The 16,069-nt window shown below is 62.9% G+C and carries 14 protein-coding genes; 11 read left to right on the forward strand and 3 right to left on the reverse strand.

Going from position 1 to position 16,069, the window contains the following annotated elements; all coding sequences use genetic code 11:
• Window positions 1–367 precede the first annotated feature (367 nt).
• The gene (locus Q0044_RS14730) at window positions 368–1,165 is read left to right on the forward strand and encodes an enoyl-CoA hydratase/isomerase family protein (RefSeq protein ID WP_298163218.1); all 798 of its coding nucleotides are present in this window, start codon (window positions 368–370) and stop codon (window positions 1,163–1,165) included.
• A 7-nt stretch (window positions 1,166–1,172) separates the two neighbouring features.
• Here the strand turns inward: Q0044_RS14730 and pcaF are convergent, their stop codons facing one another.
• Window positions 1,173–2,375, reverse strand: a complete 1,203-nt coding sequence (gene pcaF / locus Q0044_RS14735) for a 3-oxoadipyl-CoA thiolase (protein ID WP_298163219.1) — start codon at window positions 2,373–2,375, stop codon at window positions 1,173–1,175.
• 86 nt (window positions 2,376–2,461) lie between these two features.
• Here pcaF and Q0044_RS14740 point away from each other — a divergent pair, with 86 nt between their 5' ends.
• Genes Q0044_RS14740 through Q0044_RS14755 form a run of 4 tightly spaced genes read left to right on the forward strand, consistent with a single transcriptional unit; the run spans window position 2,462 to window position 6,129 of the window.
• A complete protein-coding gene (locus Q0044_RS14740) occupies window positions 2,462–3,070 on the forward strand; it encodes a glutathione S-transferase family protein (protein ID WP_298163220.1) in 609 nt (202 codons plus the stop codon).
• Window positions 3,067–3,972, forward strand: a complete 906-nt coding sequence (locus tag Q0044_RS14745; RefSeq protein ID WP_298163221.1) for an amidohydrolase family protein — start codon at window positions 3,067–3,069, stop codon at window positions 3,970–3,972. Before Q0044_RS14740 ends, Q0044_RS14745 begins: the two co-directional genes overlap by 4 nt.
• Window positions 3,973–4,021: 49 nt before the next feature.
• A complete protein-coding gene (locus tag Q0044_RS14750) occupies window positions 4,022–5,335 on the forward strand; it encodes an MFS transporter (RefSeq protein WP_298163222.1) in 1,314 nt (437 codons plus the stop codon).
• Window positions 5,332–6,129 carry an enoyl-CoA hydratase-related protein gene (locus Q0044_RS14755; RefSeq protein ID WP_298163223.1) on the forward strand — a complete coding sequence of 266 codons (798 nt, stop codon included), beginning with the start codon at window positions 5,332–5,334 and terminating at the stop codon, window positions 6,127–6,129. Before Q0044_RS14750 ends, Q0044_RS14755 begins: the two co-directional genes overlap by 4 nt.
• A 1-nt stretch (window position 6,130) precedes the next feature.
• On the opposite strand, the gene Q0044_RS14760 is transcribed toward Q0044_RS14755, so the two are convergent.
• A complete protein-coding gene (locus tag Q0044_RS14760; protein ID WP_298163224.1) occupies window positions 6,131–6,871 on the reverse strand; it encodes a GntR family transcriptional regulator in 741 nt (246 codons plus the stop codon).
• Window positions 6,872–6,937: 66 nt separating this feature from the next.
• Here Q0044_RS14760 and Q0044_RS14765 point away from each other — a divergent pair, with 66 nt between their 5' ends.
• The 5 genes from Q0044_RS14765 to Q0044_RS14785 are packed head-to-tail and all read left to right on the forward strand — an operon-like array spanning window position 6,938 to window position 11,985.
• The gene (locus Q0044_RS14765; protein ID WP_298163225.1) at window positions 6,938–7,453 is read left to right on the forward strand and encodes a Zn-ribbon domain-containing OB-fold protein; all 516 of its coding nucleotides are present in this window, start codon (window positions 6,938–6,940) and stop codon (window positions 7,451–7,453) included.
• A 9-nt stretch (window positions 7,454–7,462) separates the two neighbouring features.
• Window positions 7,463–8,605: a thiolase family protein gene (locus Q0044_RS14770; protein WP_298163226.1), complete on the forward strand. Its 1,143-nt coding sequence runs from the start codon at window positions 7,463–7,465 to the stop codon at window positions 8,603–8,605.
• Window positions 8,606–8,607: 2 nt separating this feature from the next.
• A complete protein-coding gene (locus tag Q0044_RS14775) occupies window positions 8,608–9,816 on the forward strand; it encodes a CaiB/BaiF CoA transferase family protein (protein WP_298163227.1) in 1,209 nt (402 codons plus the stop codon).
• Window positions 9,813–10,493, forward strand: a complete 681-nt coding sequence (locus Q0044_RS14780; protein ID WP_298163228.1) for a carboxymuconolactone decarboxylase family protein — start codon at window positions 9,813–9,815, stop codon at window positions 10,491–10,493. The genes Q0044_RS14775 and Q0044_RS14780 overlap by 4 nt, the downstream gene beginning before the upstream one ends.
• A 19-nt stretch (window positions 10,494–10,512) precedes the next feature.
• Complete coding sequence (locus tag Q0044_RS14785; RefSeq protein ID WP_298163285.1) at window positions 10,513–11,985, forward strand: 3-hydroxyacyl-CoA dehydrogenase; 1,473 nt, start codon at window positions 10,513–10,515, stop codon at window positions 11,983–11,985.
• 4 nt (window positions 11,986–11,989) lie between these two features.
• Here Q0044_RS14785 and Q0044_RS14790 read toward each other — a convergent pair whose 3' ends face one another.
• The gene (locus Q0044_RS14790; RefSeq protein ID WP_298163229.1) at window positions 11,990–12,748 is read right to left on the reverse strand and encodes an alpha/beta fold hydrolase; all 759 of its coding nucleotides are present in this window, start codon (window positions 12,746–12,748) and stop codon (window positions 11,990–11,992) included.
• A gap of 500 nt (window positions 12,749–13,248) precedes the next feature.
• Between Q0044_RS14790 and Q0044_RS14795 the strand changes: the two genes are divergently transcribed.
• Window positions 13,249–16,056: a TonB-dependent receptor domain-containing protein gene (locus tag Q0044_RS14795; protein WP_298163230.1), complete on the forward strand. Its 2,808-nt coding sequence runs from the start codon at window positions 13,249–13,251 to the stop codon at window positions 16,054–16,056.
• The last annotated feature ends 13 nt before the right edge of the window (window positions 16,057–16,069 follow it).

A 16,069-nucleotide genomic window follows, 5' to 3' on the forward strand; every position in this document is an offset into this window, starting at 1 on the left:
GTGGTCGGCATGGACCTCGGCCCAGTAGTCGGTAGCCCGGGGCAGGACCTTGTCGTCGAGGAACCGGTTGACCCGATCCTGCCAGTGCAGGGCCTTGTCGCTGTGCTTGAAATCCATGGAAAGCCTCAAGAGCAATAACTACGATCTATTACCCTATATGCCTTCGCAGGGCCCTGTCAGCCCAAACTTCGCTTGGTGCCAAGGACCTCGACCTGGCGTCGTGGTCATGCCGGCGACGCCAGGTGCCTCGGCGAAAACCAGCAATCAGTTTAGGCTGACAGAGCCGCCTGACAGGGCCATCGGTTGACATGCTGTCTTTGGTCAGCGACGCGTCAGCGACTGTCCCCGCAGCGTCGAGACCCGTGCAATGACGACTTTGAAGACCGAGTTCGCCCTGTTCGAGCGCCTCGCTGTGGATGTGTCCGATCATGTCGCGACGATCGAGCTGGCAGCTTCTCCGGTGAATGCCCAGGATCGTCGAATGAGAGAGGAACTCGTTCGGGCGTTTGACGTGCTCGGCGCTTCAGATGCGGTCAGTGCGATCGTCCTGACCGGGCGCGGAAAGACCTTCTCGGCCGGGGCGGAACTGGGCGAGCGCCCAAAACTGGCCGATGAACCGGGCGGCTATGCAAGGCATAATCGGCTTGTTCGTGCGGCCTTCGATGCCCCGATCGAGTGTCCCAAGCCAGTCATCGCCGCGGTCAACGGCGCAGCGATCGGGGCCGGAGCCGTCCTGGCCCTGTGTTGCGATATCATGGTCGTGTCCGAGGACGCCTTTCTGGCGATGACCGAGGTCGACGTCGGCATGGCCGGCGGAGCGCGACATGTGTTGCGCAGCTTTTCCCCCTCAGATGCCCGATTGGTAGTTCTGACTGCCAGGCGTATTTCCGGTGCCGATCTTTATCGGATGAATGTCGCTTCGATACTGGCGACGCCAGATCAGTTGATGGAGACCGCGCTGGGGTTGGCGCGTGAGATTGCGTCCAAAGCCCCGCTCGCGGTGATCGCCGCAAAACGATCCTTTGACTTTACCGAAGCCATGTCCATGCGCGACGGCTATCGATACGAGCAGTCACAGACAGCAGCCCTGGCTCTGACTGAAGACACCCGAGAGGCCTTCAAGGCCTTCGCGGAGAAGCGGAAGCCGGTGTTTCAGGGACGCTGAGCGCTGGTCACACGCGTTCCAGCGCAAGGGCGACGCCCTGGCCCACGCCCACGCACAAGGTGCAGAGCGCGCGCCGGCCACCGTTCATTTCGAGGGCATGGGTTGCGGTCAGGGCGAGGCGGGCGCCGCTGGCCCCGAGGGGATGTCCAAGCGCGATCGCGCCGCCATGCGGATTCACATGGGGCGCGTCATCGTCCAGGCCGAGTTGACGAAGAACGGCGAGCGCCTGGCTTGCAAAGGCCTCGTTCAGTTCGAGGATATCGAAGTCGCGAATCTCCAGGCCGAGCCGGTCGAGAAGTTTCCGGGTGGCGGGAACCGGTCCGATACCCATGACGGCGGGTTCAACGCCTGCGGTCGCCATACCCAGGATACGGGCCCGAGGGACAATGCCGTGCCGGACAGCTTCAGCCTCCGAAGCGATGATCAGGGCCGCGGCCCCGTCATTGACGCCTGACGAGTTCCCGGCGGTGACCGATCCGCCGTCACGAAAAGGTGCCCGGAGCTTCGCAAGGCCCTCCAGGGTCGTGTCCGCGCGCGGATGTTCGTCTTCGCCGAACAGACGGGTTCGGCCTTTCGCATCAGGAGCCTCGATGCCAATGATCTCCGAAGCGAAGAAGGCCCTCGAGTTTGCTGCCCGCTGCTGGCTTCTCAATGCAAAGGCGTCCTGGTCCTCGCGGCTGATCTCGTAGCGAGCGGCGACATTCTCGGCCGTCTCCGGCATGGAATCGACGCCATGGGCGGCGCGCATGGCCGGGTTGATGAATCGCCATCCGATCGTGGTGTCGTGGATTTCGGCGGTGCGTTGAAAGGCGCTCTCTGCCTTGCCCATGACGAGGGGCGCCCGCGTCATGGACTCGACCCCCCCGGCGATCGCGAAACCGATCTCTCCGGAGCGGATGGCCCGCGCCGCTGACCCGACGGCGTCGAGTCCAGAGGCACAGAGACGGTTGATGGTGGTGCCGGGAACCGATGTCGGGAGTCCCGCCAGCAAGGCGGCCATCCGGGCGACATCGCGGTTGTCCTCACCGGCCTGGTTGGCGCATCCGAGGAAGACCTCATCGAGCCGTGACCAGTCTGCAGACGGGTTTCGCTCTACCAATGCCTTGACCGGCGCGGCTGCGAGATCATCCGCTCGTGTGAATGCCAGGGCTCCGCCGAAGCGGCCAATCGGTGTACGGACGGCGTCGCAGATGTAGGCGTGGGTGCTCATGGTCCACTCTTTGTCCTTGTCCCGGCGATCATCTAGCAGCAAAAGGACAAAAGACTAGGCTTTGTTCATCGGAGGGGTTTGGCGTCATGATTCTGCATTGGTCTCCAAAGTCACCCTTCGTCCGCAAGGTCATGATTGCCGCCCACGAAAAAGGGCTCGTGGACCGGATCGAACTGGTCCGGAATCCCGTTGCGATGACCAAGCCGAATGCCGAACTGATGCGGGTCAACCCGCTCAGCAAATTGCCAACGCTGGAATTGCCGGACGGGATCGTCCTTCAGGACTCGGGGCTCATCTGCGCCTACCTTGATACGCTGGAAGGCCCGGCGACCCTGTTCCCCGCCGGAGGCCGGGCGCTCTGGCAAGCGTCGGCAAGGCATGCGCTGGTGAGCGGGTTGCTTGACGTTCTCATCCTGTTGCGAAACGAGCGAGAGCGGCCAGACGGCGCCCGGTCACAACCTCACATCGATGCTTTCGAGGTCAAGAAGGCCGCCTCGCTGCGGGAGATCGCCTCCTGGCCGCCGGAGGCCTGCGGCGAGCAGATCGACATCGTTCAGATCACGACCGGATGCCTGCTCGGCTATCTGGACTTTCGCTTCGCAGATGAGGACTGGCGCGCTGCCTATCCGACGCTGGCGGAGTGGTATGAAACCTTTGCTGCGCGACCGTCGGCGATCGCGACCGTGCCGTCATGATCCTCGACCCGATACCCGGCCGGCCGGTGAGGGCCCCGCAGGAGCCCCTGCCTCAAGGGGCCTGCGATTCCCATACGCATGTATTCGGCCCGTTCGAACGGTTCCCGCTCGTCCATCCGCCGGCGTTCCCGGCACCGCTGGCGCCGATCTCTGCACACCAGACATACTGGGCGCAGTCCGGGCTGGACCGCGCCCTTCTGGTTCAGCCTGCCCATTACGGGTTCGACCACTCTGCATTGGTGGACGCTCTTGCGACCTGCCCGAATACGCGCGGCGTCGCCCTTGCGGACGGGAGTGTCAGCCCGGCCGTGCTTGAGGCTCTGGCCAAGGCAGGGGTTGTGGCGCTCCGGTTTTCGGACTTCCCGGCTCCGGGCGGTGGGGTTCGACCCGGAAGCGTCGGAATCTCGCATCTGGAAGCGCTTGCGCCGATCATGCGTGAGCTCGGGCTCCATGCCCAGGTCTGGGCGCCGGCTGAAACGATCGTGGAACGCCTTCCCTGGCTGCGCGCGCTTGGCATGCCTATTGTTCTCGATCACATGGGCATGCCTGACCTGAGCAGGGGCCCGGACGATCCGCTCTTCCGGCAGATCGTGGAAGCCGCGGCCGACGGCGCTGTCTGGGTGAAACTCTCGGTCTGCCGTGTGTCGCAGCAGGGACCGGCATTTGACGATGCCGGGCCGTTCCATCGGGTCCTGGTGTCCGCGGCTCCGGATCGTGTCCTCTGGGCGTCGGACTGGCCCTTCATCCGCATGGACAATGGTGGCCCCGATGTGGGGCTGCTTCTGGACCGGTTCACGGCCTGGCTTGATGGAGACATGGAGCTTCGGCGACGAATTCTGGTCGCTAACGCCGAAGCGCTATTCGGCTTTGACCGGGCCATAAAAACTAATAAGCTAGCCTAAAGATTACGACGGCTGTCACAGCCGCACGTCAGCTTGGCGAGGGAATCGAATGTCTGCAGCACACGCGCCGGGGTCGGTGGCAGCCGAACTCGACGAAACATATCGCGTGGTTTCACGCCGACTGATCCCGTTCCTGATCGTCTGCTATATCTTCGCGTACATCGACCGGTCGAACATCGGCATTGCCAAGCTCGGGTTCATGGGACAGCTCGGCTTCTCCGAAGCTGTCTATGGGCTCGCGGGCGGTCTCTTCTATCTGGGCTACAGCCTGTTCGAGGTGCCCAGCAATCTTTGGATGAAGCGTATCGGCGCGCGGCTGACGATCGCCCGGATCATGTTCCTCTGGAGCCTGTTTTCCGCGGCAACGGCCTTCATGCTGTTCCCCTGGCATTTCTATACGCTGCGGTTTTTGCTCGGTGTCGCTGAAGCTGGATTCTTCCCGGGCGTACTGCTCTATCTCAGCTATTGGGCTCCGGCGGCGCGCCGGGCCCGCATGACCGCCCAGTTCATGTCGGCCATGGCCCTCGCGGGGGTCATCGCCAACCCGATCGGTGGGGTCATCATGTCCAGCATGGACGGCCTCGGTGGATTGGCCGGTTGGCAGTGGCTGTTCATCGTCGAAGGCCTCCCGGGTTGCGCCCTGGCCATTATGGCCTTCTTCTATCTGACGGACAGGCCCGCCGAGGCGAAGTGGCTGACCGTCAGGCAGAAGGCATTGCTGGAGGAGGATCTCAGCCGGGAGGCGGCCGCCAACGGGGTTCAGAAGCATACTCGCATCATCGACGCGGTCCGGGATCCCCGGCTCTATAGCCTCGCGGTCATGGCCATGGCGATGATTTCGGGGCTGGCCGGCCTCAGCCTGTGGGTTCCGACGATCATCCGTCGTGCCGGGATCGAGGATGTTCTGACCGTGGGCCTTCTTTCGGCGCTGCCCTATGTCTTCGGGGTTGTGGCCCAGCAGCTGATCGCCCGGAGCTCCGATCGTCTTCAGGAGCGCCGCTGGCATGCGGCCGGAGCGGGCCTGTTCGGCGCGGCCGCATGGCTTTGCCTGCCTCTGGTCCAGGGTAATCTTGTGCTCTCGGTGGTCGCCGCCTGTTGCATCGGTATCGGGATGTTCGGAGCCACCGGACCATTCTGGAGCCTTCCGGCGACCTATCTGAAGGGCACGGCTGCAGCCGGAGGGATCGCTATTGTCACGACCTGCGGCGCCGTGGCGGGCTTCTTCAGTCCGATCATTGTCGGCTGGGTGTCCGAAAGGACCGGAACCCTGGCTTTCGGTCAGGTCTATTTCGGCACGCTGCTGGCGATCGGCGCGATCCTGCTCGTTCTGCTGTCGCGTTCCGCGCCCAAGGCGGCCTCATGACCGGTCAACTGGAAACGGCAAACGAAGCCGTCGTTCTGTTCAGTGTTCTGGACGGCGGGGTAGCGTTGATCACCATCAACCGGCCCGAGCGTCTGAACGCCCTGAATATGGCTGTGAAGACCGAACTCCAGGCCGCGATCGAGCGGGCTGACACGGACCCCACCGTCGCCGCCCTGGTGCTCACGGGCGGGCCCAAGGCCTTTGTGGCAGGGACTGACATCGCTGAAATGCGGGACATGAGCCCGGAGCGGCATGCCGAACTGGGCACAAACCAGGTCTTCATCACGCTGCGTGCCTGTACCAAGCCGGTGATCGCCGCGGTGGAGGGCTATGCCCTGGGGGGTGGCTGTGAGCTGGCGCTGAACTCGGACATCATCATCGCAGGGCAGGGTGCGCGCTTCGGCCAGCCGGAGATCCGGGTCGGCATCATGCCCGGTGCAGGAGGATCCCAACTCTTGTTGCGCGCGATTGGACGATACAGGGCGATGAAGCTGTGTCTGACCGGCGAGCAGATTTCGGCCGAGGAGGCCGAGCAATTCGGTCTGGTGTCGGAGAGGGTGCCTGCGGGCGAGGCGACGGACCGCGCGATCGCGCTGGGCAGACAGATCGCCACGATGCCGCCGTTGGCGGTCAAGGCCATCAAGTCGGCCATACGGTTTGGCTCGGACAACGGCCTGGACGCCAGCCTCGCCGAGGAGCGAAGTCTTTTCACGAGCCTGTTTGCCTCGGCGGACCAGAAGGAAGGCATGACAGCCTTCATGGAGAAACGGCCACCCGCCTATCGCGGCTGCTGACCTATTTCAGCCGGATGTCGACCCGCACGACATCACCCCGGTAGATGCCGTTCGAGACCAGAACGAGACGGCCGCGCTGGTCGACGGCCGAACGCGTCACGTGACAGATCGGCGCGTTCAGCGGCAGCCCAATCAACTGCGCGGTCTCGATGTCCGCTGTTCCGATCGTGAGCGTCTGCTGTGCTTCGGCGATCTTCACACCCGAGACGCCGGACACAAGCCGGAGTGCGGTCTTTGTCCTGAGGTCTTCATCGCTGAGCTTCGAAGCGATCCGTTCGTCAACATAGATATCGGCCAGAAGGAAGGCCTGGCCATTCATCGAATGGCGGCGCCGCAAACGGCGGTAGGTCTGGCCGGCCTGACCGATGGCGTGATGCACAAGCGGCGCGCCGCCCTTTTCGTCGACAAGGACCTCAATCTCGGCCCCTTCGCGGGAGCTCAAGAGGCCTTGCCAATCGGTTTCCACGCCGCACCAGAGCAGGTCCTGGGGCCGGCGCTTGACGAAAGTTCCCTTGGCCCGAAAACGCTCGATGAGCCCCTCTGCCTCGACGAGCCCTAGCGCCTGGCGAATGGTCGCCCGCGCCACGCCGCATTCCAGAGCCAACTCGTCGACGGTCGGCGTTTGCTGACCAACCGGCCATTGTCCGGACTCGATCCGGCGGCGGAAAAGGGTAGCAAGCTGGATGTATCGGGAGACCGCACTGCGGCCGAGCCCGGCGTCGCCCTCAATCATATCAATCATCAGCCCCCTATACCGCCGCCCGTTGATTTGCTCAACGCGTGCGTCGGCCAACTGATGAGAGGCGACTTGACCCCGGATGATCTGCGCGCCAGAAAGGACAGAAGATTAGTCTTTATGACTATCCAACTGGTTGGATCGGCGGGAAGAGCGGAAATGACGGATTCGATGCCGCGACGGTCGTTGCGAGAGGGGCTCCTTTGGGGCGACCTTGAGGATATGGAGCGCGCAACGCTGTGCGGCACGCTTTGCCGGTCTTGCGGGGAAACAACGCTTGGCTCCAACACTGTCTGCCCGGCTTGCGGCGGCGACCAGGTGGAGCAGAAGCCTTTGAGCCGTGAAGGCGTCCTGTGGACCTATACGATGGTTCGCCACCGTCCGCCCGGCAACTACCAGATGCCTGAACCCTTCAAGCCGTTTGCCATGGGTCTGGTGGATCTTCCGGACGGCCTCAAGGTCCTGTCCCGCGTTGAGGTCGAGCAGGACGCCATCAAGATCGGCATGCCGCTGAAGTTTCATCCCTTCGTGCTCCGTCGTGACGAAGCGGGCGCCGAAGTGGTCGCCTTCGATTTTCAAGTCGCCTGAGATCTGACCATGACTGAAGTGTACATTCTGGGCGCCGGCATTCACCCCTTCGGCCGCTTCGACAAGCCCTATGAGGCCATCGGTGCGGAGGCGGCGGCGGCGGCCCTTCAGGACGCCGGCGTTGAATGGCGCGACATCCAGGCGGCCTATCTCTCGCGCATGTATCTCCCGGCGACGTCGGGCGCTCGTATCCTTCGCCGGCTGGGAGGGACCGACATCCCGATCGTCGACATTGAGGCGGCTTGCGCCAGCGGCGGGGCGGCGCTCCGTCAGGCGGTCCTCGCGGTGAAGTCCGGCGAAGTGGATCTGGTCCTGGTCTGCGGATGCGAGAAGATGCCTCGCGGCTTCATGGACCCGTCCATGATCTACGCGCCCTGGCAGATCGAGTTGGGGATGTCCCTGAATCCGAGCTACTGGTCGATGCGTGCCATGCGGCACATGCATGACTACGGAACAACCGACCTGCAGATCGCCAAGGTCGCCTACAAGAACCACCGCAACAGCGTCCACAACCCCAATGCCATGTACCAGAAGGCCTTCGGTCTGGAGGAAATTCTGGAGTCGCCGCTGGTTTGCGATCCGATCCGTCGGCTTGAGATCTGTGCGCCGAATGACGGCGCCGCAGCTGTGGTCGTGGCGTCCGAGCGCAAGATGCGGGAGTTGGGAGCCAATGGCATTCGCATTGCGGGTGTCGCGCACACGATCGCCCGCTACTCGGCGGATTTCCGTTGCCCTGCCGACAGCATGAGTTCCACGGTCAACAACGAAGGACCGACCGAAGTCACAGCTCGGGAGGCCTATCAGAAGGCGGGTCTTGGTCCCGGTGACGTGAACTGCTTCGAGGTTCAGGACACCGACGCATTCTGCGAGATCGAGATCTACGAGGAACTCGGCCTTTGCCCGGTCGGGGAAGGTGGCCGCCTTGTCGACGAGGGCGTGACCGAGATCACCGGCAAGCATCCCGTGAACATGAGTGGGGGATTGATCAGCAAGGGCGAACCCGTCGGGGCATCGCACCTGGGCCAGATCGTGGAGCTCGTGTCCCAACTGCGCGGACACTGCGGTCCGCGGCAGGTCGAAGGGGCCAAGGTGGGACTCGCCCATGTGTTGGGTGCAGGCGGCAATTGCGCCGTGACCATACTTCAGGCCTGAGCATGGCTGGTCCTCTCTCCCATGTGCGGGTGCTCGACCTCAGTCGCATTATGGCGGGTCCCTGGGCGACCCAGATCCTCGCTGATCTGGGCGCGGACGTGATCAAGGTCGAAAGGCCGGATGTCGGAGACGATACGCGGTCCTGGGGCCCTCCCTTCGTGGAAGGCGAGGACGGTGAGAATCTGGCGAGCGGCTATTTCCTCTCGGTCAATCGCGGAAAACGTTCGATTGCTCTCGACATGTCCCGGGAGGAAGACCAGGCCGTGATCCGCGATCTGGCCCGGTCGTCGGACATCGTAGTCGAGAATTTCAAGGTCGGCGCTCTGGCCAGATACGGTCTGGGCTATGACGACCTTCGCAAGGTCAATCCGGGTCTGATCTATGCCTCTGTCACCGGCTTCGGTCAGACCGGACCGCGCCGTGATCAGTCTGCCTATGACTTCATGGTTCAGGCCATGGGGGGCCTAATGAGCGTTACCGGGGAGCGCGACGACCGACCGGGAGGTGGTCCCCAGAAGGTTGGCGTGCCCATCGTGGATCTGATGACCGGCATGTATACGGCCGTGGCGGTCCTCGCGGCCCTGAATCATCGAGAGAAGACCGGTGAGGGTGAGTATATCGATATCGGCATGCTCGATGTCCAGACAGCCTTCCTTGCCAATCAGGCCCAGAATTTCTTGCTGTCCGGTCGCGAACCGCGGCGGTCGGGGAACAGCCATCCGAACATCCAGCCCCAGGATGTCTTTGCAGTCCGCGACGGCCACATCGTTCTTGCTGTAGGGAACGATGGTCAGTTTCGTGCCTTCAGTCAGGCGATCGGCCACCCGCAGCTGGCAGATGATGTCAGGTTCTCGCGGAACGCGGAACGCGTCCGCAATCTGCCGGAGCTGTCAGCGATTATTCGTGAGGCGCTGATCCAGGAGGACCTCGCCGTCTGGGTCGCGCGACTGGATGCGCTCGGCGTCCCTTGCGGTCCGATCAACACGATCTCCTCCGTTTTCGCTGATCCGCAGGTCCAGGATCGAGGCCTGTTACAAACCCTTGATCATCCGTGCATGGGACCGATCAAACTGGTCACAAGTCCCATGCGTTTTCATCAGGCTCCGCTTGTTTTCGACCGGCCGCCGCCCTTGCTGGGGGAGCATACCGAAGAAATTCTGGATGAGTTCGGTTTGCGGGCGCCCCCATTCGGCGCGGGAGTCCAGCCATGACGAACATCAACGGAGTCAATGACGGGCGCATCCGGTTACTCGACGGAGACGGTCTGACACCGGAGCAGAAGGCGATCTACGACACGGTCGTCAACGGGCCACGTGGTCGGATGGTCGGTCCGTTAAGGGCGGCGCTTCACTCGCCGGAGCTGGCCGACCGCTGGTCCAAATTCGGCGAACATCTACGCTACAAGACTTCGTTGACTCCGGTTCAGAGCGAACTGGCGATCCTCGTTGTCGCTCGGCACTGGAGCAGCGACACCGAGTGGGCGATCCATGCGGACATTGCGCGCGCTGTAGGCCTGAACGCCGGGATCATCGAGGCAATCCGTCGGTGCCTTTCACCGTCCTTCATCGATTCGGATGAAGCCTTGATCTACGATTATGCCCGGCAACTGCTGCAGACCGGGTATGTCGGCGGCGACATCTACAAACTGCTGCATCAGCGTTTCGACGACGTCTGGCTGGTCGAACTGACTGCGCTGATCGGCTATTACTCCATGGTGGCGATGACTCTGAACGCCCACGGCATCCCCAGACCGCAAAACTCCCGGGAGAGTCTGCTCCCGATCGGTAGCGAACTGTCGCGGCTCCCGGAATTGGGGCCTGAAGTTCTTGCCGCGATACTCGCCGGTACAGACCTTTCCGGTATCCCTGCCGCCCGGCCGGCGGAGTAGACCCTTGCTTGTTGGAGTAGTGGGCGCGGGAGCGATGGGCTCCGGGATCGCCTCGGTCGCGGCCCAGGCGGGCTTTGCCGTCAAGCTGTATGACCGCGTGCCCGGCGCGGCGAGAGCCGGCCTGATCGGCCTCGCTTCTGATCTCGCACGTCAGGTCAAAAAGGGGCGTTTGACTGCCGACGAGGCACGGAAGATCCAGGAGGGTCTGCAGGCCGTCGAGTCGCTTGAGGAATTCGCCGACTGCAGTCTTGTGCTGGAAGCCATTGCAGAGAAATTGGAAGCCAAGGTCGATCTGTTCTGTGCGCTTGATGACATCGTGTCCGCCGATGCGATCCTGGCGACGAATACATCGTCGCTCAGTATTGATGCGATTGCAGCGCCCACGCGTTGGCCCGGTCGCGTTGTCGGCATGCACTTCTTCAATCCGCCGGTCGCAATGCGGCTGGTGGAAGTTGTGTCGGGCGCAATGGCCGAACCGATTGTTGCCGACAGGGTGTTCGAGCTCGCCGCCGCCTGGGGAAAATCGCCGGTCCGTTGCTCATCCACGCCCGGCTTCATCGTCAACCGCGTCGCACGACCCTTCTATGGCGAGGCGCTGAAACTTCTGGAGGCGCGTGCCTGTGCCCCGGAGGTCATTGACACGGTCGTGAAGCAGGGCGGCGGCTTCCGGATGGGGCCGGTCGAACTGATGGATTTCATCGGACACGATGTAAACTTCGCGGTGACCCGGTCTGTTTTCGAAGCGTTCTTCCAGGACCCTCGATATCGCCCTTCCCTGGTTCAGAAGGCACTGGTCGATGCAGGCCGGCTGGGCCGCAAGTCCGGCGTGGGCTTCTATACCTATCTGGACGGTCAACCGACGACGGTTGTTCCGGAACAGGCCTGGCCAGCACCAGGTATCGTCCGCCTCGGGCGCGACGCCACATCAGGCCTGGCGACACGATTCCGGAACAGTGAGCTTGAGGTCATCGAAGCGGACGGGTCCGACGGCTTGCGGATTGGCGGTGTGCTCATTCTCGAGACGGATGGCCGAACGGCCTTGCAGCGCGAGATCGAGACCGGTGAGGCGGTCGTCGTTGTTGACCTGGTCATGGACGAGCGGACGGCGGCAGCACGATCGGCCGCAACATCTCCCGGTGTCTCCCGAATGCAACGCGACGCGATCGGAGCCGCCTTCGCTGCCCTTGGCCAGACGATCCACTATATTGACGACGTTCCGGGCCTCGTGCTGGGCCGAACTCTGGCCATGATAGCCAACGAAGCGGCTGATGCGCTTCAGCAAGGTGTGGCCTCGGCCTCCGACATCGACTCGGCAATGGTCAAGGGCGCCAACTATCCGTTCGGACCCCTGGCCTGGTCGGAGTCCCTCGGACCGTCGCGGCTTGTATCGATTCTGGATGCGCTGAGCCTGGATTCGCCCGATGGACGCTACCGGGCGTCTCCCCTGTTACGCCGGGCGGCCTTGACCGGCGCGAGCCTCGCGCCGGTCTGACCTTTCAGCTCTGGAGGAAGCCTAGCACCAGGCTGTTGAACGCTTCGGGCTGTTCCCAGTAAGCCGAATGCCCTGCCTCTGAAATGATGGCGGTCTGAACATTGGGCAGATTGCTGGCATACTGAAGCATCAGGGCCGGCGGAAGGTACAGGTCTGCAGCACCCGTGAAGACCAGGGCGCGGGTCTGGATCTTGCTGAGGGCTTCCCAGGTCAAGGTATTGCGGGTCGGCTGGCGGATGCGCTCACCGTGCTTGGAAGCGTGCTCCAGCGCCTCCCAGATCGCCATGCCCTCCGGGTTGGCCGCTCGATAGGACGGCCCCAACTCCCGGAAGCTCGAAGGCATTTCCGAGAAGCCGGGTGCCGAGATCCTGCGGATGGCTTCCCGATAGGCGGGATCCGCTCCTCCGCCTTGTGAACAGGCGATGGTCATGCTCAGCAGTCGGTCCGGATAGGAGAGGGCGAAGTCCGGAACGACGAAGCCGCCCGCTGCCGAACCGAGAAGATGGAACCGGTCGAGATCAAGATGGTCAGCAAGGGCCTTGAGGTCATCGGCAGCGCTCACCGTCGACTCGTCGGGCCCGCGATCGGAGCCGGCGTGGCCGCGCCGCGAATAGCCGATGACGCGGAAACCGGCGGAAGCGAATACGCCCCGCTGATAAGCCCAGATATCCTTGGAGCCGGTCGCTGGATGAAGCAGCACAACAGCTTGTCCCGTGCCGCCCGTATCCCAGTACGCAAGACGGGCCTCGCCGACATCGGCCATGCCCTCCTGCGCCGCTGAAACAGGCGGCGCTTCCCAGCTTGTCTGTGCGGGGATCAGCCGGGTTTCCAATCGGGCCGGTGCCCCTCCGGCAGGGGCCGTTTGGGCGGGTGCGGCTCTGGCAGGGGCCGCCACAAGCGCCGCCGCCGCCACTGCCATTGGACCGAAGCCCCGACGCGTAATCTCCTGGGTCACCGCGATTCTCCTTACCGAAAAGCTAGACTAACGACCTTTAGGGTCGTTTCGCAACAGGCGACGGACTCCCGTGGGCTGGCAGTGCCCTGGGCGCCGCCCGGAGCAATGACCAGTAACGCGTTATAAAACAGCATCATAAGCCGCCCTTCATTCTGCCCGTGCGCCATTGGTCGCACGGTCGGTTGACATTGGTCTAAAAGGACATGCTTAGTGCCTTTTGAAGGCGGAGAATGAACCCCGCCGGGACTTCAGCAGGATAGCCGGAAAGCGGCGACTGTTGAGCAGGGCGAAGATCCTCGGGAGGGATTATGAAAGTGGAATTGAACACACGTAAGGGGGCTTTGCGCCTCGCGCTTCAGGGCTCTGCGAGCCTGGGTGCAATGGCCATGGCCTTCGCGCTGGGATCCAGTCCCAGCCTGGCGCAGACCGCGCCGGCGGCGTCAGGTCCCCAGGGGACCGGAGCTGAAGCGCGCAGCGATCAGACAGCGACGAACATCGAGGACATCGTCGTCACTGCCACCCGCATCGCCCGCCCGGGTTTTGTGGCTCCGACGCCCCTGACGACTGTGGGTGAGGAAGAGATGGCAGCGCGCGGCGCGACCCACGTCCGTGACGTGCTCTATGAACTTCCGCAGGTCGTCCGCGCTGCACCGGGGGGCACGGGAAGCGCCAACCCGGGTGGCCAGTATGTCAACCTGCGCAATCTGGGCAACGCAAGAACCCTGGTCCTGATCGACGGGCGCCGGGTCGTGCCGACGAACATTGCAGGCAATGTCGACCTGAACATCGTTCCTTCTTCCCTGGTCGAGCGTCTTGAAGTCGTGACCGGTGGCGCTTCGGCGGCATGGGGATCCGACGCCGTGTCCGGCGTGGTCAACCTGATCCTGAAGCGGAACATCGACGGTATCGAGGGCAGCGTACAATACAATGTGTCCGAACTGGGCGACAACGCCCAGACGACGGTGGAGCTGGCGGCCGGTCGCGAATTCCTGGATGGCCGGTTGCGCGTGATGGTCGCCGGCGAAGTCTCGGACCTCGAGGGTATCGCAGACGGCGCCACGCGGGACTGGGGCAAGGTGCAGCGCGCCTATATTGTGAACCCCACCTACACCACGACGAATGGCCAGTACCGGCTGATCCCGAGCGACAATGCGACCTTCTCCCGCATGACCGCCGGGGGAGTCATCTTCAGCGGTCCGTTGGCCAACACACAGTTTGGAACGGGCGGCGTGCCGCAACCTTTCAGGCTTGGTACGAACGTCGCGGCCCTGTTCATGGAGGGCGGCGACGGTGGTTGGCTGAGCAATCGCATCAATCTGGTGTCGCCGCTTGAGCGGAACAGCGTCTATGCGAAGGCGTCATTCGACGTCACCGAGGACATCACAGTCTACGCCGAGGCGTCAAACGCCTACTCCCGTACGGTTTACGACATCATCACCCCCTACGATCAGGGAACCATCAGAATTCAGCGCGACAACGCGTTCCTGCCGGCTGCGACCAGGGCCGCCATGGTCACCGCGAACGTCACGAGCTTCTTGATGGGAAGGCTGAACTATGAACTTGGCGATGATTACTCGGATGGTACCTATGAAACCAGCCGTTATGTTTTGGGGGCAGACGGAAATATCAATGACAATTGGCGCTGGTCTGCGTACTATCAAAAGGGCACCAGCAACTATGACCTCGATATCGGAAGTCGATACGAGGATAACTGGTTGCTCGGAATCGACAGTGTAATCAATCCGGCGACGGGACGGCCTATTTGCCGCTCGACACTGACCAACCCGACGAACGGGTGCGTTCCCATAAATGTCTTCGGGGCCGGATCCATCAGCGCCGAGGCCGCCGACTATGCCACCGGGGTCGGCACGACCCGGTCGGTCTACGAACAGGAAGTCGTTGCGGGCGAACTGCGGGGCGATCTCGGGGCCACCTGGGCGGGGCCGATCTCCTGGGCCACCGGTTTCGAGTTCCGGACCGAGTCGCTGAATGTTGTGACCGACGCAGACTCCCAGGCCAACCGTTTCCGCCTAGGCAATGCCAAGCCGCAGTCGGGCGAGGAAAGCGTGAAGGAGGCGTTCATCGAGACCGTCATTCCGCTGGCGCGTGACCTGCCTTTCGCCCTGTCGTCTGACATCAACGCTGCTGTGCGCTCGACGGAGTACGATCTGTCCGGTCCCGCAACCACCTGGAAAGTCGGCTGGACGCATGAGTTCGACGAACAGGTCCGGCTGCGCGTCACCCGTTCACGGGACATTCGCGCGCCGCGGCTGAATGAGCTCTTCGCGCCGGGCGGCCGGGGGAGCGCCGTGCTCATCGACCGGTTCACCAACACCCAGCCTCGCGTCGTCACGATCACCACCGGCAACCTCAATCTCACGCCGGAAATCGCGGACACGCTTACCTATGGCGTCGTGTTCCGTCCGGCCGTCATCCCGGGACTGCAACTGGCCTTCGACGCCTATGACATCGACATCGCCGACGCGATCGGAAACGTCGCCGCCCAGCAGACGATTGATCGCTGCTTTGCCGGAACTACGTCACTCTGCGCGAACATTACCCGGGTCGGCGGCGTCATGACGGAAGTCACCAGCTCCCAGCAGAACTTTGCCAAGGAGCGGACCACCGGGTTCGATATCGAAGCAGCTTACTCCTTCGACCTGGATGACGGTGGCCGGGTGAACCTCCGCCTGCTGGCCAGCAAGATGAACGAGATCTCGACCGATGACGGGTTCGCGATCGTCGATATCGCCGGTGAAGCCGGCAGGGACTGGCGTGTCAGCGGCAACGCCTCTTACCGCAACGGCCCGCTCACCCTCGCCGCCAACATGCGCTATATCGGCGGCGGCAATATCGACAATGAGTTCAACAAATCGGCTCTTGATGTTGCAGACAACTATCAAGACTCGAGAGCCTATTTCGGTGCTTCCGTTCAGTACGTCGTTATGGAAACGGACAGCTCCGAGATAACCGCTTTCGGCAGGGTCGATAATCTCCTGAACTCGGATCCGCCTGCTCTCTATGCGACGGGTCAGCAGCCGACCCAAACCAATAATGCGCTGTATGACACCGTAGGCCGAACCTACTCCGTCGGGCTGCGGTTCAAGTTCAAGTAGTCTTCCGGGTGAC

Source organism: Brevundimonas sp., from assembly GCF_027484365.1.
GTDB lineage: Bacteria > Pseudomonadota > Alphaproteobacteria > Caulobacterales > Caulobacteraceae > Brevundimonas.

Excerpts from the sequence above, each read along its gene's own strand:
- Q0044_RS14730 (WP_298163218.1), top strand. The coding sequence starts at position 368 with ATGACGACTTTGAAGACCGAGTTCGCCCTGTTCGAGCGCCTCGCTGTG.
- pcaF (WP_298163219.1), bottom strand. The coding sequence starts at position 2,375 with ATGAGCACCCACGCCTACATCTGCGACGCCGTCCGTACACCGATTGGC.
- Q0044_RS14740 (WP_298163220.1), top strand. The coding sequence starts at position 2,462 with ATGATTCTGCATTGGTCTCCAAAGTCACCCTTCGTCCGCAAGGTCATG.
- Q0044_RS14745 (WP_298163221.1), top strand. The coding sequence starts at position 3,067 with ATGATCCTCGACCCGATACCCGGCCGGCCGGTGAGGGCCCCGCAGGAG.
- Q0044_RS14750 (WP_298163222.1), top strand. The coding sequence starts at position 4,022 with ATGTCTGCAGCACACGCGCCGGGGTCGGTGGCAGCCGAACTCGACGAA.
- Q0044_RS14755 (WP_298163223.1), top strand. The coding sequence starts at position 5,332 with ATGACCGGTCAACTGGAAACGGCAAACGAAGCCGTCGTTCTGTTCAGT.
- Q0044_RS14760 (WP_298163224.1), bottom strand. The coding sequence starts at position 6,871 with ATGATTGATATGATTGAGGGCGACGCCGGGCTCGGCCGCAGTGCGGTC.
- Q0044_RS14770 (WP_298163226.1), top strand. The coding sequence starts at position 7,463 with ATGACTGAAGTGTACATTCTGGGCGCCGGCATTCACCCCTTCGGCCGC.
- Q0044_RS14775 (WP_298163227.1), top strand. The coding sequence starts at position 8,608 with ATGGCTGGTCCTCTCTCCCATGTGCGGGTGCTCGACCTCAGTCGCATT.
- Q0044_RS14780 (WP_298163228.1), top strand. The coding sequence starts at position 9,813 with ATGACGAACATCAACGGAGTCAATGACGGGCGCATCCGGTTACTCGAC.
- Q0044_RS14790 (WP_298163229.1), bottom strand. The coding sequence starts at position 12,748 with ATGGCCGATGTCGGCGAGGCCCGTCTTGCGTACTGGGATACGGGCGGC.
- Q0044_RS14795 (WP_298163230.1), top strand. The coding sequence starts at position 13,249 with ATGAAAGTGGAATTGAACACACGTAAGGGGGCTTTGCGCCTCGCGCTT.